The sequence below is a fragment of the Amycolatopsis sp. NPDC034160 genome, from assembly GCF_055575355.1.
In genome coordinates this window covers 73,079-89,136 of the sequence record NZ_JBVISU010000016.1, presented here as the reverse complement: position 1 = coordinate 89,136, position 16,058 = coordinate 73,079, and the positions used below count along the sequence as shown (strand labels likewise).

Annotated in this window: 27 protein-coding genes; 7 read left to right on the top strand and 20 right to left on the bottom strand. The window is 64.3% G+C overall.

Annotation, left to right across the window (positions count from 1 at the left end):
- Window positions 1-179: 179 nt before the first annotated feature.
- The 3 genes from ACZ54P_RS27970 to ACZ54P_RS27960 all read left to right on the top strand — a co-directional run bounded on the left by ACZ54P_RS27970 (window position 180) and on the right by ACZ54P_RS27960 (window position 2,296).
- Window positions 180-611: a helix-turn-helix domain-containing protein gene (locus ACZ54P_RS27970; RefSeq protein WP_465464548.1), complete on the top strand. Its 432-nt coding sequence runs from the start codon at window positions 180-182 to the stop codon at window positions 609-611.
- A gap of 156 nt (window positions 612-767) precedes the next feature.
- Window positions 768-1,022, top strand: coding sequence for a hypothetical protein (locus ACZ54P_RS27965; protein ID WP_465464547.1), 255 nt, complete (start codon window positions 768-770; stop codon window positions 1,020-1,022).
- Window positions 1,023-1,078: 56 nt separating this feature from the next.
- Window positions 1,079-2,296 carry a site-specific integrase gene (locus ACZ54P_RS27960; RefSeq protein WP_465464546.1) on the top strand — a complete coding sequence of 406 codons (1,218 nt, stop codon included), beginning with the start codon at window positions 1,079-1,081 and terminating at the stop codon, window positions 2,294-2,296.
- Here ACZ54P_RS27960 and ACZ54P_RS27955 read toward each other — a convergent pair.
- The 20 genes from ACZ54P_RS27955 to ACZ54P_RS27860 form a co-directional block, all read right to left on the bottom strand.
- Window positions 2,279-2,512 carry a hypothetical protein gene (locus tag ACZ54P_RS27955; protein WP_465464545.1) on the bottom strand — a complete coding sequence of 78 codons (234 nt, stop codon included), beginning with the start codon at window positions 2,510-2,512 and terminating at the stop codon, window positions 2,279-2,281. The genes ACZ54P_RS27960 and ACZ54P_RS27955 overlap by 18 nt on opposite strands.
- Window positions 2,509-2,700, bottom strand: coding sequence for a hypothetical protein (locus ACZ54P_RS27950; RefSeq protein ID WP_465464544.1), 192 nt, complete (start codon window positions 2,698-2,700; stop codon window positions 2,509-2,511). The genes ACZ54P_RS27955 and ACZ54P_RS27950 overlap by 4 nt, the downstream gene beginning before the upstream one ends.
- Before the next feature lie 311 nt (window positions 2,701-3,011).
- Complete coding sequence (locus ACZ54P_RS27945) at window positions 3,012-4,169, bottom strand: site-specific integrase (protein WP_465464543.1); 1,158 nt, start codon at window positions 4,167-4,169, stop codon at window positions 3,012-3,014.
- A complete protein-coding gene (locus ACZ54P_RS27940) occupies window positions 4,169-4,342 on the bottom strand; it encodes a helix-turn-helix transcriptional regulator (RefSeq protein ID WP_465464542.1) in 174 nt (57 codons plus the stop codon). The genes ACZ54P_RS27945 and ACZ54P_RS27940 overlap by 1 nt, the downstream gene beginning before the upstream one ends.
- On the bottom strand, window positions 4,317-5,684 hold the full coding sequence (locus ACZ54P_RS27935) for a replication initiator (RefSeq protein ID WP_465464541.1): 1,368 nt from the start codon (window positions 5,682-5,684) through the stop codon (window positions 4,317-4,319). The genes ACZ54P_RS27940 and ACZ54P_RS27935 overlap by 26 nt, the downstream gene beginning before the upstream one ends.
- Window positions 5,685-5,772: 88 nt before the next feature.
- A complete protein-coding gene (locus ACZ54P_RS27930) occupies window positions 5,773-6,441 on the bottom strand; it encodes a DUF2637 domain-containing protein (protein ID WP_465464540.1) in 669 nt (222 codons plus the stop codon).
- Window positions 6,442-6,463: 22 nt separating this feature from the next.
- Window positions 6,464-6,679 carry a hypothetical protein gene (locus ACZ54P_RS27925; protein WP_465464539.1) on the bottom strand — a complete coding sequence of 72 codons (216 nt, stop codon included), beginning with the start codon at window positions 6,677-6,679 and terminating at the stop codon, window positions 6,464-6,466.
- Window positions 6,676-7,101, bottom strand: coding sequence for a hypothetical protein (locus ACZ54P_RS27920; protein ID WP_465464538.1), 426 nt, complete (start codon window positions 7,099-7,101; stop codon window positions 6,676-6,678). The genes ACZ54P_RS27925 and ACZ54P_RS27920 overlap by 4 nt, the downstream gene beginning before the upstream one ends.
- Window positions 7,098-7,322 (bottom strand): hypothetical protein, encoded by a 225-nt coding sequence (locus ACZ54P_RS27915; protein ID WP_465464537.1) that lies wholly within the window; start codon window positions 7,320-7,322, stop codon window positions 7,098-7,100. The genes ACZ54P_RS27920 and ACZ54P_RS27915 overlap by 4 nt, the downstream gene beginning before the upstream one ends.
- Window positions 7,319-7,681, bottom strand: a complete 363-nt coding sequence (locus ACZ54P_RS27910) for a hypothetical protein (RefSeq protein ID WP_465464536.1) — start codon at window positions 7,679-7,681, stop codon at window positions 7,319-7,321. Before ACZ54P_RS27910 ends, ACZ54P_RS27915 begins: the two co-directional genes overlap by 4 nt.
- Window positions 7,681-8,037 carry a hypothetical protein gene (locus ACZ54P_RS27905; protein WP_465464535.1) on the bottom strand — a complete coding sequence of 119 codons (357 nt, stop codon included), beginning with the start codon at window positions 8,035-8,037 and terminating at the stop codon, window positions 7,681-7,683. The genes ACZ54P_RS27910 and ACZ54P_RS27905 overlap by 1 nt, the downstream gene beginning before the upstream one ends.
- A complete protein-coding gene (locus tag ACZ54P_RS27900) occupies window positions 8,038-9,408 on the bottom strand; it encodes an FtsK/SpoIIIE domain-containing protein (RefSeq protein WP_465464534.1) in 1,371 nt (456 codons plus the stop codon).
- 100 nt (window positions 9,409-9,508) lie between these two features.
- Window positions 9,509-9,688, bottom strand: a complete 180-nt coding sequence (locus ACZ54P_RS27895; protein WP_465464533.1) for a hypothetical protein — start codon at window positions 9,686-9,688, stop codon at window positions 9,509-9,511.
- Between the two features lies 1 nt (window position 9,689).
- Entirely contained in the window at window positions 9,690-9,956 is a 267-nt protein-coding gene (locus ACZ54P_RS27890) for a hypothetical protein (protein ID WP_465464532.1), read from the bottom strand.
- Window position 9,957: 1 nt separating this feature from the next.
- The gene (locus ACZ54P_RS27885; RefSeq protein WP_465464531.1) at window positions 9,958-10,131 is read right to left on the bottom strand and encodes a hypothetical protein; all 174 of its coding nucleotides are present in this window, start codon (window positions 10,129-10,131) and stop codon (window positions 9,958-9,960) included.
- Window positions 10,132-10,136: 5 nt separating this feature from the next.
- A complete protein-coding gene (locus ACZ54P_RS27880; protein WP_465464530.1) occupies window positions 10,137-10,304 on the bottom strand; it encodes a hypothetical protein in 168 nt (55 codons plus the stop codon).
- Between the two features lie 5 nt (window positions 10,305-10,309).
- Window positions 10,310-10,474 (bottom strand): hypothetical protein, encoded by a 165-nt coding sequence (locus ACZ54P_RS27875; protein WP_465464529.1) that lies wholly within the window; start codon window positions 10,472-10,474, stop codon window positions 10,310-10,312.
- Window positions 10,474-10,602: a hypothetical protein gene (locus tag ACZ54P_RS27870; protein ID WP_465464528.1), complete on the bottom strand. Its 129-nt coding sequence runs from the start codon at window positions 10,600-10,602 to the stop codon at window positions 10,474-10,476. Before ACZ54P_RS27870 ends, ACZ54P_RS27875 begins: the two co-directional genes overlap by 1 nt.
- A 199-nt stretch (window positions 10,603-10,801) precedes the next feature.
- Window positions 10,802-11,359: a hypothetical protein gene (locus tag ACZ54P_RS27865; protein WP_465464527.1), complete on the bottom strand. Its 558-nt coding sequence runs from the start codon at window positions 11,357-11,359 to the stop codon at window positions 10,802-10,804.
- A 374-nt stretch (window positions 11,360-11,733) separates the two neighbouring features.
- Entirely contained in the window at window positions 11,734-12,117 is a 384-nt protein-coding gene (locus ACZ54P_RS27860; RefSeq protein WP_465464526.1) for a hypothetical protein, read from the bottom strand.
- A 165-nt stretch (window positions 12,118-12,282) separates the two neighbouring features.
- Here ACZ54P_RS27860 and ACZ54P_RS27855 point away from each other — a divergent pair, with 165 nt between their 5' ends.
- The 4 genes from ACZ54P_RS27855 (at window position 12,283) to ACZ54P_RS27840 (ending at window position 16,054) form a co-directional block, all read left to right on the top strand.
- On the top strand, window positions 12,283-13,044 hold the full coding sequence (locus tag ACZ54P_RS27855; protein ID WP_465464525.1) for a GntR family transcriptional regulator: 762 nt from the start codon (window positions 12,283-12,285) through the stop codon (window positions 13,042-13,044).
- Entirely contained in the window at window positions 12,986-13,507 is a 522-nt protein-coding gene (locus ACZ54P_RS27850) for a winged helix-turn-helix domain-containing protein (protein ID WP_465464524.1), read from the top strand. The genes ACZ54P_RS27855 and ACZ54P_RS27850 overlap by 59 nt, the downstream gene beginning before the upstream one ends.
- A 931-nt stretch (window positions 13,508-14,438) precedes the next feature.
- Complete coding sequence (locus tag ACZ54P_RS27845; protein ID WP_465464523.1) at window positions 14,439-15,641, top strand: hypothetical protein; 1,203 nt, start codon at window positions 14,439-14,441, stop codon at window positions 15,639-15,641.
- Window positions 15,638-16,054 (top strand): hypothetical protein, encoded by a 417-nt coding sequence (locus ACZ54P_RS27840; RefSeq protein ID WP_465464522.1) that lies wholly within the window; start codon window positions 15,638-15,640, stop codon window positions 16,052-16,054. Before ACZ54P_RS27845 ends, ACZ54P_RS27840 begins: the two co-directional genes overlap by 4 nt.
- The last annotated feature ends 4 nt before the right edge of the window (window positions 16,055-16,058 follow it).

Genomic DNA, 16,058 nt, shown 5'->3' with positions numbered 1-16,058 from the left:
TTTAGGACTCTTTAGGACTCTTGACAAGACTTGTTGGGTCACGGTCTCATAGAGGACGTCCTAAAGAGTCCTAAAGAGGTTCACGGGGGGTTGTCGTGTCACGTCACTACGTAAGGGTTCGCAGGCCAAGACCTCGCTGCCGCATAGACAGCGGGCACCCTTTACGCCATCCTGTGCGCGTGACTGAAAGAGACCTAAAGAGGCTTGGGTCTGCTGTCGTAGCCATCCGCGAACGCCTGGGACTCACCCAAGACGAGTTCGCCAAGCAGGCTGGCATGGGCATCAAGACCGTGCAGCGCATCGAAGGCGCCCGCGCCACCCCCCGGGCAGTCACACTGAACCTCATCGACCGCATCGCGCCCCAGGCCTATCCCCAGTGGCAACCCGGCGACGCCCGGAAAATCATGGACGGACAACTGCCGTCACCCACTGCGCCCGCACCGGCAGATACCACCGTCTCCTCCGCCGCCCGGCAACGCATCATCGAGATGACCGACGAAGAGATCGCGGTCCGGATCGCCGACGTGTTGGAGCTGCAGGGCGCAGAGGAAGCAGGGAAGCTGCTACGGCGGATTCGGGACATCCAGGCCGGGATTCAGCAGCATTCGTAGTTACGGCACCCTAAGCAAGCGATGTGACAGATCTGTGACTGGCGTTGCAACTGGCGTGGCGACTCACCTATTTGGCGGTAACGATATTTGCACGTGACGCGAAACGTCGGTGCATACGGCCTAACCGTATAGGGGCTGAGGTAAGGGAGTCGCATCGTGATTCAACCGATCAGACCAGACAAGATCCACAGCTATCTCTTCGGGCTCGCATGTTTGCTGGCCCTCTGCGCGGTACCTCACGCGGTCTCCGTGTATCTGCGTGACCTGCCCGCCGCACTGCTCAACCTTCACCTCACAGCCTTCGTTGCCGTGTGGATGCAAGCCGAACTTCGACGCCAGTGGTGGCGCCGTTGCCAGGCCCAGCAGGACCTGACCGACCTGGTCTCCGCCGCCGACGGAGACCAGCGATAACCCATCGGGAGTGACCCCAGCCCCTGGTCACCTCCGCCCAACCTGGAGGAATGACCATGGCCAGACCCCGCACCGACATCGGAACCTTCGGGAACGTCAACATCCGAGAAGTCCGGCCCGGGGTGTTCGAGGCCCGCGCGCGGTTTCGTCTGCGGAACGGCCGGCTGAAGCCGGTGAAGCGGCGCGGATCAAGCAGGACCAGCGCTGAGCGGGCGTTGAAGAAGGCGATGTCGAAGCTCGCCAACGAGACAGCCAGCAAGACCCTGACTGTGGAGTCCCGGTTCGGGCTTGCGATCGATCTGTGGCTGGCCGAGTTCAAGGCCAAGGTGGAGCGCGGCGAACGCGCCCACAAGTCGTTGTACGACTACGAGGACAGTGCCGGGCAGCTCCGTACGCACATGGGGGAACTGACGTGCGGCGAGGCGGAGAACGCCGGGCTGTGTGACGAGACGTTGAAGGCGATCCGGGACGACGCGGCGAAGAGTAAGCGCTCGAAGCGGGGCGCCGGGTACGCCGCAGCGAAGCGGGCGAAGACCGTCCTGACGGGGGTGTGCGGGTTGGCGGTGCGGCATGGGGCGATGGCGACGAACCCGGCGAAGTCGGCCGAGGCGATCGAGCAGTCCGGTGACAAGGAGGATGTGCGGGCTCTGGAGCCGGACGAGCGCATGGATTTCCTGACGAAGCTCAGGGCGTGGTGCACGGCGAAGGCCGACTCGAGCAAGCGTGGCGGGGTGCGGGTGCAGGCGTGGCGGGATCTGCCGGACACGGTGGAGGGGATGCTCGCGACCGGTTGCCGACCGGGCGAGATTTTGGCGGCCGTGGGTGGGGGTGTGGATCCGGTGGGGCGCACGGTTCTTCTGGATCACCATCTGGTGCGGATCGAGGGTGAGGGGTTGGTGCGGAAGTTCCGGCGGAAGGGCGGCGGTGAGGTGATCGAGCCGATGTATCCGTCGTGGGCGGCGTCGATGTTCGCTCGCCGGAAGCTCGCCGCGGGGGATGGTCCGTTGTTCCCGACGTGGAACGGCGAGTGGACGGATCCGAGCAACTTCCAGAAGCGGTTCCGGCAGGCGTGCGATGCGATCGGGTATGAGTGGGTGGCGGCGCGGATGCTGCGGCACACGGTGGGTACGCACATCGTGGATCTGGGTGGGACGAACGAGGACGCGGCGGATCAGTTGGGGAACACTCCGGAGATCGTGCAGCGGAACTATCGGCGGAAGCGACGGACGTCGCCGGAGAACGCGGCGAAGCTGGAGTCACTGCTCGGCGGGTAAGTCAAGGAGCGGGCACGGCGGCTTCATGGGTCGGCCGCAGGTGCACCACTCGTGCCGCTGCCCGCAAGGCTCCGGGCACTGCTCGTCCTCATCGAACACCCACGCGCCGTAATGCTCGCACGGCGGCGCGAGGAGCGAGTCAGCGAACCTTGCCGGGTCCGGGTTGCCGAGCAGCGCTCCGACCTCGAACAGCGTCTTCCATCGGGGGTCAGTCACTGGACGTCCTCCAAGAGACCGTCGAGCCAGTGCCACGCGTGGTCGTCGGAGAAACGGCCCGTCGTCTGGTCCCGCAGCAGTCGCAGCACAGCCACCAACCCAACCCTCGGGTCGGGTGCATTCTCCACCGCTGCGATCAACGCCAGCGCCTCCGGGTTGGAGGCGTACTCGTGAAATGTCTCGGCCATTTCAACTCCTCAGATCTGTCCCACCTCAGTCTGACGTCACACCTCGCGAATCGTCCGAGACCACTGCCCGAATCGGAACCGTGGTCCATAAATGGTCCAGAAACTATCTGTCCCCACCGGTCCATAGCCGACGGTTTCGGACTGTTCCCGCTGGTCAGACGACTGTACCGGTCTGTACCCTACGGTTTGCTGCGACTCTCTAGGTCGCAGGTTCAAGTCCTGCCGGGGGCACGTCGCAACAGGGAAACCCCTGGTCACGCAAGTGGCCAGGGGTTTCCTCATCGGCACGACCCACCACAAACCCACCTGATTCAGGCTGCCAGTGCCGGACGGGTAGCAAGGGCGGCGCTGGCAGCCTCGCCCACGACGCCGCGACTCATGTACACGTCTTGCGTGGTGCTGGGGTCGTCATGACCGACGTAGTCGGCTATCTGACGTGCGGACAGCCCTGCGGAGTCGAGCACGTCGATGACGTAGTGCCGCCAGTCGTGCGGGTGTAGCCCCTCGAAGGCGGTTCCAGCGACGACGCGGCGGATGTACTTCCGGGTGTTGTCCGGGTCCCTCAGCGTGCCGATGGAGGACGGGAAGCACCACTCTGACGTCGATGACTCAGACCGCCGCTTGAGGATGTCCATCACCCAGGCAGGCGGCCGGATGCGGCGCATACCGGCAGGGCTCTTGGTGTAGTCCTGAACGATCAGCCCGACGCCTGTGACCCGGATCACGGTGCCGTGAATCCAGATGGTCTCCTGGTCAAAGTCCACCGAAGTGTTCCAGTCCAATGCCAGCAATTCACCAATCCGGCAGCCGAGACCGGACAGGACGTCTTGGATGTCGACGAGATCCCATCGCGCGGCATCCTCCGAGTCGTGGAAGAGCTGGAGGGCGCCCGAGGCGGTAGCCGGAGTGATGAGCCGCGCCTTCTTGCCGCTCTTGTCCCGCTTCGCGCTCAGAGACTCAATCTCGCGGACGGGGTTGTCGTCGAGCGCGTCGTGACGGACCATGAGCGCGCACATCGCCGTCAGAACAGCGCGAGCCAGCTTCGCGGCGCCACTCCCGTTACGGTCCCGAGTGGACGTCAAGACCTTGTTCACAATGGACACTCGACGCATGTCCCGGACCTGGAGATTGCCGAGAGGCTTTTGCAGGTACCGTTTCCACGTGCCCTTGTAGTCCTGTTTGGTCCGGGTGGCCTTGTCCGAACGCTCCAGCTCGGCGAAGTAGATATCGGCGACTGCGGAGACCTTGGTGTCCGGGGTGATCTCGCCGTCGAGGAACGCGCGGGAGCGGTCGCGTAAGGCTTCAGTCAGGTTGTTCTCCGCCTTGGTCTTAGTGGCTCCGTTGCGTTCCACTCGGCGAAGGACGCCGTCGTAGTCCTTGTAGTTCGTCTTCGCGACCCAGCCGCCGTGCGGCACCCTGTTTGTCCAGATCTTGCCCCACGTGCCCAGGGGCATCGGCGGCCGTGCCATCAGATGCCCGCTTGCTCATCGAGCCAGGCAGAGACTGCCTCAGGCCGGTACCGGACGTACTTGCCGACACGGATACCGGCAGGTCCCTTGCCGGTCTTGCGCCACTGATAAATCGTGTTCTTCGGAACCCTGAGAGCGTGCGCGACCTCATCGATAGTGAGAAGTGGGTCCATCGTAGTTCTCCTTGTCGTACTTGCGTTTGCGGTCGTCTCGGATGCGTTCGGCGATGCCTGCGGCGAGTTCGCGTTCTGCGTCGTCGATGTATCCGGCGCCGTCGAAGGTCCAGTCGTTGACGACGAGAACGGTGTCCGCGCGGTCGTCGAGGCCGAGGCGTTCGAGGGTTTCGGCGAGCCGGAACGCGCGCCGGTCCTCGCGGATGGTCTTGAAGGTTGTGGAGTAGGCCAGCGACTTCGTGAGGAAGTGCCCACGGAACGCGAGCATGTGCGCCCAGCGCCGGAGTTTCAGGTCCTCATAGGACGGTAGGTCGCCGAGGTCCCACGCGGTTTGGATGATGCGGCGGTGGTGTGGCGACACCTTGAGATAGTCGATGTCCTGTTGCGACCGGATAGGACGGTCGGCGGCCTCCGTCTTGCCGGTGCCCTTGGTGGCGTACTTGGCGATATAGGCCGCGAGTCGGCCTTCGCTGATCTGGCCGTTCTCGTCTTCGATCTCCGCCGAGGCTGCGCGTTCGATGCGCCGGACGTCGACCTGCACGCCCCAGGCCAGGACGAGGACTTCGCCCTCGGGGCGGTGGGTAGTGACTTTCACGTGACGCGCGGCGGCCGTGATGGCGTCGTCGAGCAGGTCGGGGGTGGCCCAAGCCGGGGAGTCGTCGAGGGCGCCGCCCGGGCCGTCGAGGCGGACGACGGCGTGGAAGTGGACAAGGCCGCGTCGCTGGTATTCGGCGACCTTGCCGTAGGACAGGCGGGCGTGGTCGCGGAACTCGCGGGCGGTGAGCCCGGCGCGTTTGGCGATCTCGCGGCGGACGCGGGTGGTGAAGCGCTGCCACAGGACGCCCGCGTGTGCCTGCCAGAGGACCGAGGCGACGTAGTCGTAGGTGTCGGGGTCGAGCGGGGTTCCGATGCGGGTGTCGGCTTCGTGGTGGATCTCGCCGCAGCCGCAGGGGATGCGCTTGCCGCGTGCGGTGGTGCGGGCGTGGTGGACGGGGCCGAAGCTCGGGGCGGTGAGGGTGACGAACGAGCGCGGCCGGTCCGTGACCGTCGTGGGGACGCCCTTGTGCCCACCGACGAGTCCGGCGCGCATGAGGTGGAAGGCGTCGGCGGCGTAGCGGTCGGAGCAGGAGGGGCAGACTGCGGAGCGCCGGTTGCCGCAGGGGGCGAAGATGTCGCCGCCGTGGTGGTGCAGCACCTGCCCGGTGTTGGCGTCCTGGAGCTGGTGTGCTCCGGCGAGTCGGATGGGCCGGGCGCAGCCGTTGACGGCGTGGACCTTGGCGCGCCATTCCTGGTAGTCGGCGGCCCGGACACGGGCGGTGAGGCGGTGTTCCAACGTCAGCATGTCGGAGCCCTTCGATTGGTGGAGACGAGAAACGGGGCACGGCCGTGGTGCTTGGTGGCCGTGCCCCGTCGGGGTCGTGCGTGGTGTGTCAGGCGTCGAGCTTGTGCCCGTTGTGCGTGGTGAGTTGCGCGATGACTTGCGCGGCCATCTGCTCGGGGATGCGCGCGACGCGGCGGATGTCCTCGGTGGTGACCTCCCGTCCTTCGCTCCGGGCGGCGGTCACGGCGGCGTCGACGCGGCTGGAGATCTCAGCCGGGAGGCGAAGCCGCGGTGAAGGTGCAATCGCCGCAGGTGGTTCAACCGGTGCCAGGCTGGAGGCCGGTTCGGCCGGCACTTCCGCCGGGGCTTCCCTGGTCACCGGTGCCCGTCGCATCAGCAGTTTGACTACGACGAGGAACCCGAGCGCGGGTAGCGCGGCGACGAGCCATCCGGCCGGGGTGGGTTCGGCGAGCGCGACTTGCGCCATCATCTGCACCCCGAATCCGGCGAAAAGCACCGCCATCGGGAAGGTGAAGAACGTGGTGTTGCCGCGTTGATGGTCTCGTCGAACTTCGGCACCAGCGACCACGACGATGCCTTCGATGACGATGGCATCGGCCCAGGCGAGCCAGCCGGTTTGGCCGTGGTGTGTTGCCCAGTCATGGGTGTGCATGAACCCTGCAGCGCCCCCGATCGCGCCCAGAGCCATCGTGACGGTGGTGAGGATGATGCCCACCAGGTCGGGACCGGCCGCTCGCGTAGTGTCCTTGGTGGACATCACAGCCTCCTTCCGGCCTTATTCAGGCGCCATCGCGCCAACGGGTGGCCCGTCGGTGATAGAACTCGCCTTGTTCAATCAGGGTGTCGCCGAGTTTCTGCGCGATTTCCGCGAGGCGCGGGTGACGGAACGACGGGTTATCCATCTGTCCCGAGTGGGCGACTTCGCGAAGCAGCTCGTCGTATTCCTCGTACAGCTTGGTCACGTCGCGGTCGTCGAGTTCGTCGTTTCCAGTCATTTCTTTTCTCCCAAGGGATGAAGGTTGGACCAGCGTTGCAACATGGCTTTTCCGCGCCCAGTGAGTTGGAGCGGCAGGACTGGGCGAGATTTGATCCCATAGACGCACGTCATGGTGTGCCCAGGCGCGCAACGGGTGATGTAGCCGTTGGTGACGAGGTGGTGCACGATGTCCTCGTCGAGTGCCGGGCGGGCGCGTTCGCCGTCCTCGATAACGACGACCTTGTCGGAGTCGTCGAGCAGCCCGTAACGTCCGTCGCGGACTTCCGCGAGAACGTCCTTTGCCACCAACGGGTTTGCCGTTCCACCCGCCGTCTTCTTGCGCTCGCGGACCGGCGGGCACTGGCGAGCGGGCGTCGGCGGCGGAGCGGGGTCGACCGTGCCGAACAACCCGAGCTGATCGCGGTTCGCGCGTCTGGTCATCGGATGCGCTCCCTCGGTTTGCCGAACTCCTGGTTGCGGAACTCGATCATCCCGAGGGCCATCCCGAGGCCCATGCAGCCGAACACGCCGAGGGTGACCCAGAACAGCGGTGACGCACCCTGCGCCCAGAAGATCAGCGCCAGCAGGCTTGCAGCAGGTGCGCCGTACTTGGCGACCAGCCACACGCGCCACACGTAGAAACCGATGCGCCACATGGTCATTCCTCCGTCAGGAGTCGGTGATCGGGGCAGAAGATCAGCACTTCGGAGGTAGTCACCCAGCCGGGATAGTTGGCGATGTAGGCGACGAGGTCGTACCAGTCCGGGAACAGGTAGACCTCGTCGTAGTCCGGCGGGTCTCCGCAGATCACGCAGTGACAGCGGTACGCGTGCGAGTATTCGACAATGCCGTAGGTGTCCGAGTCCTGCGACGTCAGCCACTCCATGATGGGGCGGCAGTCCGCACGCGACCTGTACAGCCGCTCGTTGGTGAGATCCCAGGTGCGATTCCGCCGATTCCAGGACTTCACCTCAAAGAACGGTCCGACGGTGATCACTGCGTAGTTCGTCGGCGTGAGCATCATTCCTCCTTGTCCGGTCGATGGTTCGGGCAGAACACCTGCTGTTCACTGGTGGCACTCCAGCCGGGCGAGAGCCAGTCGACCATCTCGTGCCAGTCGCCGAACAGTTCTTTCTGTCCGCACACGCCGCTGTACTCCCCGCAGATCGAACAGCGGCCGACGAACACGACGTCGTGTCGAACAATCGTGGCAGTACTCCCGCAACAATCCTGTCGCTCGCGTTCCGCCTGTGCAGCGGCGTGGCTCGTTGTTTGAAGGCAGACAGTCGAGAAGGTCAAGCCAAGGGAGTCGTTTCCGTCGACCACGACAAACCAGTACGTTTCGTTGATCACGCACGGATAAGTGCCCGCAGCCATTTACGCCACCACCGTGAGGTGGGATTCGCTCGTCCAGCCGGACCGGATGAAGGCGACGAGGTCGTCGATGTCACTGTCGTCGGTGTAGGCCGCGCGGACCCGGATCGGTGTGCGGGTCTTCTGCCGGATCACGTAGCCGATACCGGCCGTCTCCGGGATGTTGGGGATCTCGTCGGCGAGGGCACCGCGTAGCCGGGAGCCGTCGCCGAGGACCATGTCCACATGCGACTGTGCGGTGACGCGCATGCAGATCCGGACCGGGAACAGCTCGCGAATCGGAACGGTGTCCTTGGTCGGTTCCTGCACTGCCGCGATCATCGAGTGACCGGTGGCGCGGCCCTGCGACCCGACGATTGCGAGGTTCTTTCGCAGTGCCCGCCCGATGGTGCCGTCGCCGTAGGCCAGAAGCGCGCCGATCTCATCGAGGATCAGGATGTTCAGCGGGGTTTCCCGCGACATCGTGATCTTCCGCTTTCCGGTTGCGGCGAACATGCGCTGGACCGCGCGCAGATCCTCCAGGTACTCGCCTACCAGCTCCGCGCACCGGCCCTCGTCGTCGGCATACCGGTAGGCGACGCCCGCGAGCTTGGCGAACTCCAGTTGCTTCGGGTCGCAGATCCACAGCCGCACAAGACCGTCCCGGATCAGCGGCGCCAGTCCGCGCAGGATCGCGAGGACGACCGAGTTCTTGCCCGCTCCGGTCGCACCGGCGATGAAGATATGCTGACTGCCCACTCCCTGCCGCCACTCCGAGCCGTACTCGGTCTCGCCGATGTAGATGTCGCCAGGATCGACCGCGTCGGACTCTTCGGGCATCTCCGGGGCCGGAATGGTCTCGGTGAACGGCTCCGAGCGTTCCACGATCAGCGCGACATAGCCCGGCTTCGGCCGTTCGATCGCGATGCGCTCCACCCTCAGTGTGTCCGCGAGGATTTCGAGCTTGTCGTCGAACGAGCGGCGCCCCTGCCCGGGTGCCAGGGCCAGTGTGATCGTGTCCACCGAGGGCGAGTACGAGCGCACCCGGACCACCCTCGGGAACCGTTCCTGCCCGGTCTTGCGGTCCGTGGTGTACAGGTCGCACGCCCGGAGCGCCTTGTTGAACTTTGGTCCGAAGTAGACAGACCAACGTCGCCGCCAGGCCCGCATCCGGGGAGCGGCGTAGTGGTCGAAGGTGTCCGGGTGCGCCCGGTACCAGGTGCACAGTCCGGCCGCAGTGCCGCCGACGATACCGCCCGTGGTGGCCCAGCCGAGTTCGATCCCGGAGGCGGTGAGCGCGCCAGGAGCGAGAACGAAACCGGGGTGCCGGGCGGTCCACTTCAGAGCGCGGAACTCACCACCCATGCGACGCGAGGACTTCGGAGCTTCATTCATCTTCTTGGTCCACATAGGAGTGTTTCTCCTTGAGGTAGAACGAGACCGGCCCCGCGTCCTCGGTCAAGAGGTGCGGGGCCGGTCTCGTGCGGAAGGTTGGTCAGGTCATGGCCGGTCGGGCATCGAGCAGCTCGGTGGTGAGCGTGCCCATCGCGCGGGCGGCCTTGTCATGTGCGGCGCGGAAACCGTTCTGGTTTAGCGGCATTCCCCGCATCGCGTCCTTGAGCTGGAGCAGGGCGGACGACAGGTCGTCGACTACGCGGTCTACCTGATGGCTCATGTCAGAACCTCCACTCACGCGAGATCAGTTCGGCTTCGTGCTTCTTGCCCAGCGTCCGCAGGTGATCCAGCGCGGCGAAGGCGTTCGTCCGGTACTGCTTCAGTTCGTCCTGGGTGGCGATACTCCAGGAGTCGGCACCGGCCGCGCCGTCGTCGACCTTCGCGATGAGCTTGTCGATGTCGGTCAGGATCTCGCCCAGGAGATCCAGGACCGATGTGAACGTGGCGTAGCGTTCCTGCGCTCGCCGATTGAGTACTCCGATTTGCATGTCAGGACCACCGTTCCGGGCAGTTCTCCAGCGACCAGGCAAGGCCGCTCAGGTCCGCGATCAGGAGTCGCATGGCCCGTCCAGCGGTGACCTTGACTTCGTTCGGCAGGTCACTGTGCCGCAGCCTCTGGTAGGACTTGGTCGCCCCGTCGATGATTTCTCGGATCTCGTCCATCCGGTTCAGCCCTTCGATGTCGAGGCCGTCAGTTCGGCGGCCGTTTTCAGGTCAGCGGCAAGGAATCTGACTGCGTTTCCTACCGCCTGCCGGATCTCCCGGTCCGGGTGCGTGGCTTCGAACTTGCGGTACGCCTCGGTAGCCGCGGTGATGATGTCCAGGATTTCCGGCATCGTGATCAGCCTCCGTTCCGAATCACGTGCTGGGCGTGCTTCAGGCCCTCGCAGAACCCCGCCTGCCAGCCGAGATCCGTGGTCGGTTCCTCCAGCGCTTCCCTGCGTTCCTGCTCCAGGCGAGCCGCGAGACGGCGGATCACCGAGCCGACGCGCACCGGGCGGCCCATCACCGACCGACCTTCGCGGCCAGGCCCAGCGAGAGCACCAGGGCCGGAATGCCGATCATCGGAGCCGCTACGATCAGGCAGCCCGAGAGGACCAGCCAGAACACGTAGGGCAGTACGTTCGCGATCATGTCGTTTCCCTCCTCAGGGATAGTTCCATTGCGCGCCACACACTTCGCATGTCGCGATCCCGTGCACCACGTAAAACTTGGCGGTGCAAACGTGCTTGGTCTCAGGACCCTCGTTTCGGGCCGGACGGGTCGTACGAGGACAGCCCGCACCTGCCCGTCAAAGCTCCCACCATTGTCCTTCTCCTTTCGTACGCTGGGTTTACTCGTCGTCGTCTTCCGCCGTGAACTCGATTCCGCAGCGTCCACAGAGGATCGGTGCTTCTACGAGCGTGGCCTTGGCGACGCGGATCTTGCGTTCGCATCCGCAGGTCGCGACGGCCAGGTTGTTGCTGCGTGCTTTCGTCGGCTTCGCGACCTCGTCGTGTCGATGTGCGACGAGCGCGGCCTTGATCAGGGCGACTTCGCGCCGGTACTGGTTGGACGTTTTCGTCGGGACCGTGGTGCGGCTCCAGCCGATGGCCGGGTCCTCTTCCAGGATCAGTCCCAGTTCCTCGCCCAGCGCCTTGAAACGCTTGTTGTGGTACCGGCCTTGACGCGACGTGTCCTTGACGTCCCGCACGTGCGCCAGTCCGTGAGCGGCCTCGTGAAGCAGCGTCCCGAGGACTTCCTCAGCCGTCCGGCGAAGCCCTTCCCCTGACACGAAAAGTTCCGGGATCGGGTCGTTCTCCCCTACCTGCCAGCGACCTGCCGCGAAGTGTCCCAGCCGCGTCTGGCCCGGCTTGCTCCCCAGTGTTCCCGACCCGATGGTCAGGACCACTTCCGGAACCTCCGGGTGGCGCTCACGAATCGCGGCCCATGTCGCGTCGAACGCCGTCACTAGCCGAGCAGTGATGCACTCTGCCGTGTCCACCATTCTCGCCCGCCTCCCTTTTGACACTTAAGTGTCAAAGTCCCGAATTCTGGTAAAGCCCAAAGATCCCCGGAGAAATGAGCCCGGGAATCAATGCGCGCCACCACAAACGGCGCGGATTTAGGCATGGATCGGCCCACTGTGTATTTGTCAATGAACGGAAAGCGCACGGGCCCGACTCGAAACGGGCGACCTGCCTACAGGGCAGCGCTCCAGGATGTTGTGCCGCGAACACTGGGGAGGTTCCGCGAACCGGTCACCCACCGGTCATGAGGCCGGACTCAGGCAGCGTCGCGAACAGCGCCCAGCCCGGCAGGCTTCAGCCCCTCAGCTTTGAACCACAGACCCGAACCCGTGATCCGTCCCTCATCGTTGGTCGTCTGCCAGGTGTTCAGCACCGGCGCGATCAGCTCCACGTAGGCGCCTTCCTCGAACCCATCCCCCGGGTCCGTCGCCAAGGTCACCTTGATCTCTTCACCCTTACCCGGGCGCTTGCCCTCCACCGGACGCGGCTTCGCGAACAGCATCACCACAAACGGGATCTCGCCCGTGCGCTTGTCCGCCACCGGGGTCAGCTCCCCGTTTTTGTCTTCCTTCACCTTCATGGTCGGCGCTTCGGTGACCATGAACTTGTAACCCTCGCTGATGAACGGGATGTCCTGCATGTCCGCCTCCGGTGACTGGTCAACATGTCCTTACCAGTCAACAATGACCGATGACACGTTAGCTTGTCAATACCAGTTGGCCAGTTAGGCCGATAGCGTGACGGCTGCCTGCGTGGAATACTGGTAGTGACGTCTAGACACATTGACCAGTTAGAGGTGTCGCTCATGATCGATCGGGCGAGCGGGCTGCCGGCCTATCGTCAGGTAGCGCTTGATCTTCGCAGCAAGATCGATACAGGCGAGTTCGCCGCAGGAGACAAGCTGCCGTCCGAGCGCGAGCTTGTCGACACGTACGGCGTCTCACGCCCCACCATCCGCGACGCCGTTAGTCTTCTCCGTTCGGAGGGCCTGGTGACCGCAGAGCATGGCAAGGGCGTTTTCGTCAAACCGCCAAGCACAGTTGAGCGGCTCAGCCGTAGCAGGCTTACCCGGGCGGCTCGCGCCGAAAACAAGGGAGCCTTCCTCGGCGATGCGAGTGCCAATAACTTCACCCCAAGCGTGAGCGTGAAGATTCATTTCGAATCTGCGTCCGCAGAATTTGCAGCCGAACTTGGCGTGCCTGAAGGTGCGGAACTCACGGTTCGAGAGCGCATTATGCGCGCGAACGGTCTCCCAATTCAACTCGCAACGTCACGTCTACCCAGGAGCGTGACGCGCGATACCTCTATCGAAGAGGTCGACACAGGGCCTGGCGGAAGCTATGCACGCCTTGAAGAGGCTGGCTTCAAGCTTTCTCACTTCGTTGAAACCGTGGCAACACGCATGCCCACACCCGAAGAGGCCTCCATGCTTCAGTTGACGCCCGGTAGTCCGATCCTATGCGTCAGGCGGACCGCCTACGACACCACGGGCGCTGCCGTCGAAGTCAATGACATGCGCCTATCCGGCGATCGCTATGAGCTCTCATACGAGTTCCCTGCCGACTAAACAGTTGGGTTGTGATCAGTTGAACGCTAGTAGCACGCCTCCCGCTTACGCGACTATCGCATATGACATCAGGGAAAAAATCAGAAGCGGCGATTTCCGGCCTGGCCAGAAGCTGCCAAGCACAAGGTCACTATGCCAGCAGTACAGCGTCAGTGCCATCACCATAAAGAGTGCTGTGAAGCTACTTCGGCATGAAGGTGCAATCTACAGCATTCAAGGAAAAGGCATCTTCGTGTCCACCGAAACCCCAGAGCCCGAGGACGACGAAGCAGAGTTCGAACTTGCACGCAATGACCCACGTCCCATCCAGCGAGCAGAGCGGGCCACTAAGTTAATCGCCCTGTACCAGCAGCGAATCTCAGAACTAAGTGTGATCCGAGCAACAGCAATCACTCAAGCAGAAGCAGACGACATGCTCACAAGCTCCGCCATGCGTTCGATCCTTCAAGCACTTCAGTCCTAGACGGTCCTGTCACTCTGTGTTCAGAGTTTCTTTTCTTGTTCAAGGCGGCCCCTGCGGGGCCGCACGGCCTCATGCCCTTTGCCACGGCCGAGCCCCGCGCGGGGCGTGCGGCTGACGCCGGTCCCCGCGCGGTCGGCCGTGGCGAGGCAGGCCGTGGGGTCCTCGGACCGTTGAAGAAGAAGAGATGTCCTCGCCGGACGGGCAGGTCTCCGAGATGTCGGGGAGAGAGCGCACGTCGCGTTCGTGTGTGGCCATTCGGCATCCCGACGACCTCCCAGAGGGCATCACACCGCGTCAAGGGGGCAGACCGCAGGTACGCGCCGGACAGGCCCGAAGTGCCCCCTTGACACGGCGCGATTGGGCTTGCGCCAGGTCGACGAGATGCCGAAGAGGCCACCCACTTGTAGGTGAAGATTTACAAGATCAAATCCCCCGGTTACCCACCTCATTCATTACCCAGCAACAACCAAGATCAGCCCCTGATCATCGTATGCAGTTGCAAAGTGCGCAGACAACGACCAATAATGATCATCCATAGTGGACACTGGAAATGATCACGCTCTAATCTCTAGGTCGCAGGTTCAAGTCCTGCCGGGGGCACTACCAGGGGAAACCCTGGTGAGGTCAGCGTGTACGTCGCTTGTGCAGCAAGAGATTGCTTGCCGACGATCCGGCCATGTCGAGCGCATTGACATGGCCGGATCGGAACTATTCGGGCGAGCTGTCGTCGGTCCGGGCCGTTCCCTCTAGTCCGAACGGTCTCACAGTGCCCGATCAAACCCTGTTCGAGACAGCTTCGTTACCTCGGGAAATGACCGGTCTCGCGGCAGGCTGCGATCCATGGAACCGATCCGGCTTATGTGACATCCTACCCCCAAGTGCCACATCGACCCGGCCGGCGAACGTCCGGGGCAGCAAAAGGGGTGGATCGATGGTGCCAGCCGGAGCGGGATTCTTCGTACGGCCGGAAGCGGTGGACGGGCTCGCCGGCCTTGTCCGTAAGCAGGGAGATGGGGCAGGTGACTTCCAGCAGGCATTCCGCAACACCATCGTGCGCGGCGACGACGGTGAGGGGCTGCTCGCGCTGATCTGGCCGAAGTTGGACGACTGGCGGGACACCACGAGAAATCACCTCGGTATCGCGTTCAACTGGGGCATCTCCGGCGGTGACGCACTTCATTGCGCGGCCGTCTGGTACCGCGACACCGACCGGGCCAAGGCGGGAGAACTGGACCGGCAGCTCCGGGAGCTGGGGGTCGAACGCGTCGGCCGGGACGAGGTCCGCGATCCGGCCACCGCGGGAACGTTCCGGGAGGTGGCGCCCGTGGACTATCCGGGTCCGGACCCGGCGAAGATCACCGATCCGGCCTGGTGGCCGGTCAGAGCTGAGAAAGCGGCCGAAGAGGTCATCGATCTCGGCGGCGCCTTGGGCGACGTGGCCGAGTTCGTCGAAGACATCACCGGCGTGGACATCTTCCATCTGGCCTCCCGCGCCGTGATCGGCGATTGGAAAGCGTTGCAGGAGCGGGCGGTCCTGTTTCGCGACGCCGAATCCGGGTTCGCCGACATCGCCGCCAACATCCATCAGGGCCATTACGGCATCCAGGACCAATGGACCGGCCGGGCGGCCGACGCCGCCATGGATTGGCTCGACAAGTACCGCACGGCGTGCCTGGACCTGTCCGGATACTGCGGTGCGGCAGGCGATGCCATCGAGGGCCTGGCCAAAGCGGCCTACCACCTGATGCAGGACCTCAAGCACGGCCTGGGCGCCCTGATCGACATCCTGCTGCTGATCTACACCAGGGGGTCGGCGGCGGCCGCGAAGTCCGGCAAGAAAACCGTCGAGTTCATTCTCGAAATCATCGACGCCATCGCCGAGGGCAAAAACCTGTGGGCGGTCTTCGTCAAAGGCGACGCCAAGCAGCTTGTCGCCCTCGTCATGGCCGCCATAGACAAGACCGGCGCCCTTCGCGCCACCATCAGCGCCATCCTGGCGCTGGCACACCAATTGGAACTCGCCCGGGCCATCGGCGAGGCGACCGGCGCCACCGCGCGCAACGTCGAACTTCCCAGCTGGCCCTTCACCTACGACCATCCACACGCGGATTGCGGACAGGAGGTCCGGGTATGACCCTCATCGATCCCGCGGACAGCCCCGGCTGGCCGACCGCCCGGCACAACATGCTGCGACTGCTGGCCGCGTCCGGAACGGGGGCCGGTGCCGATTTCGCCAAGGACGTCCTGGCAGGCACCCGGCAACCACGCGAACTGCTGTCGCACCGGCCCGTCGCCGACGAACTCGCCGAGCAGGGTGCGGCCTTCCGGCGGCTGCTCGACAAGATCCCACCGGCCGAGCTCCGGGAATTGCACGCGTATGCCCAGGACGCGGTAAGTCGCGAGGTCGACGAGCTGGCAAGTCTGGACATCGAAGCCGCCGAGGCGGAACTGCGTGCCGCGTCCGAGCCGCCGAGGGACTCCCGGCCTGCCGAACGGCGCGACGAGGACGACGACTGGTTCGACCGGGGAGTCATGGAGGAACTTTGACGCA

Bases quoted from the DNA above. Each gene is read 5' to 3' on its own strand.
- ACZ54P_RS27960 (WP_465464546.1), top strand. From the start codon at position 1,079: ATGGCCAGACCCCGCACCGACATCGGAACCTTCGGGAACGTCAACATC.
- ACZ54P_RS27950 (WP_465464544.1), bottom strand. From the start codon at position 2,700: ATGGCCGAGACATTTCACGAGTACGCCTCCAACCCGGAGGCGCTGGCG.
- ACZ54P_RS27945 (WP_465464543.1), bottom strand. From the start codon at position 4,169: ATGGCACGGCCGCCGATGCCCCTGGGCACGTGGGGCAAGATCTGGACA.
- ACZ54P_RS27940 (WP_465464542.1), bottom strand. From the start codon at position 4,342: ATGGACCCACTTCTCACTATCGATGAGGTCGCGCACGCTCTCAGGGTT.
- ACZ54P_RS27935 (WP_465464541.1), bottom strand. From the start codon at position 5,684: ATGCTGACGTTGGAACACCGCCTCACCGCCCGTGTCCGGGCCGCCGAC.
- ACZ54P_RS27930 (WP_465464540.1), bottom strand. From the start codon at position 6,441: ATGTCCACCAAGGACACTACGCGAGCGGCCGGTCCCGACCTGGTGGGC.
- ACZ54P_RS27925 (WP_465464539.1), bottom strand. From the start codon at position 6,679: ATGACTGGAAACGACGAACTCGACGACCGCGACGTGACCAAGCTGTAC.
- ACZ54P_RS27920 (WP_465464538.1), bottom strand. From the start codon at position 7,101: ATGACCAGACGCGCGAACCGCGATCAGCTCGGGTTGTTCGGCACGGTC.
- ACZ54P_RS27915 (WP_465464537.1), bottom strand. From the start codon at position 7,322: ATGACCATGTGGCGCATCGGTTTCTACGTGTGGCGCGTGTGGCTGGTC.
- ACZ54P_RS27910 (WP_465464536.1), bottom strand. From the start codon at position 7,681: ATGCTCACGCCGACGAACTACGCAGTGATCACCGTCGGACCGTTCTTT.
- ACZ54P_RS27905 (WP_465464535.1), bottom strand. From the start codon at position 8,037: ATGGCTGCGGGCACTTATCCGTGCGTGATCAACGAAACGTACTGGTTT.
- ACZ54P_RS27900 (WP_465464534.1), bottom strand. From the start codon at position 9,408: ATGAATGAAGCTCCGAAGTCCTCGCGTCGCATGGGTGGTGAGTTCCGC.
- ACZ54P_RS27895 (WP_465464533.1), bottom strand. From the start codon at position 9,688: ATGAGCCATCAGGTAGACCGCGTAGTCGACGACCTGTCGTCCGCCCTG.
- ACZ54P_RS27890 (WP_465464532.1), bottom strand. From the start codon at position 9,956: ATGCAAATCGGAGTACTCAATCGGCGAGCGCAGGAACGCTACGCCACG.
- ACZ54P_RS27885 (WP_465464531.1), bottom strand. From the start codon at position 10,131: ATGGACGAGATCCGAGAAATCATCGACGGGGCGACCAAGTCCTACCAG.
- ACZ54P_RS27880 (WP_465464530.1), bottom strand. From the start codon at position 10,304: ATGCCGGAAATCCTGGACATCATCACCGCGGCTACCGAGGCGTACCGC.
- ACZ54P_RS27875 (WP_465464529.1), bottom strand. From the start codon at position 10,474: ATGGGCCGCCCGGTGCGCGTCGGCTCGGTGATCCGCCGTCTCGCGGCT.
- ACZ54P_RS27870 (WP_465464528.1), bottom strand. From the start codon at position 10,602: ATGATCGCGAACGTACTGCCCTACGTGTTCTGGCTGGTCCTCTCGGGC.
- ACZ54P_RS27860 (WP_465464526.1), bottom strand. From the start codon at position 12,117: ATGCAGGACATCCCGTTCATCAGCGAGGGTTACAAGTTCATGGTCACC.
- ACZ54P_RS27855 (WP_465464525.1), top strand. From the start codon at position 12,283: ATGATCGATCGGGCGAGCGGGCTGCCGGCCTATCGTCAGGTAGCGCTT.
- ACZ54P_RS27850 (WP_465464524.1), top strand. From the start codon at position 12,986: ATGACATGCGCCTATCCGGCGATCGCTATGAGCTCTCATACGAGTTCC.
- ACZ54P_RS27845 (WP_465464523.1), top strand. From the start codon at position 14,439: ATGGTGCCAGCCGGAGCGGGATTCTTCGTACGGCCGGAAGCGGTGGAC.
- ACZ54P_RS27840 (WP_465464522.1), top strand. From the start codon at position 15,638: ATGACCCTCATCGATCCCGCGGACAGCCCCGGCTGGCCGACCGCCCGG.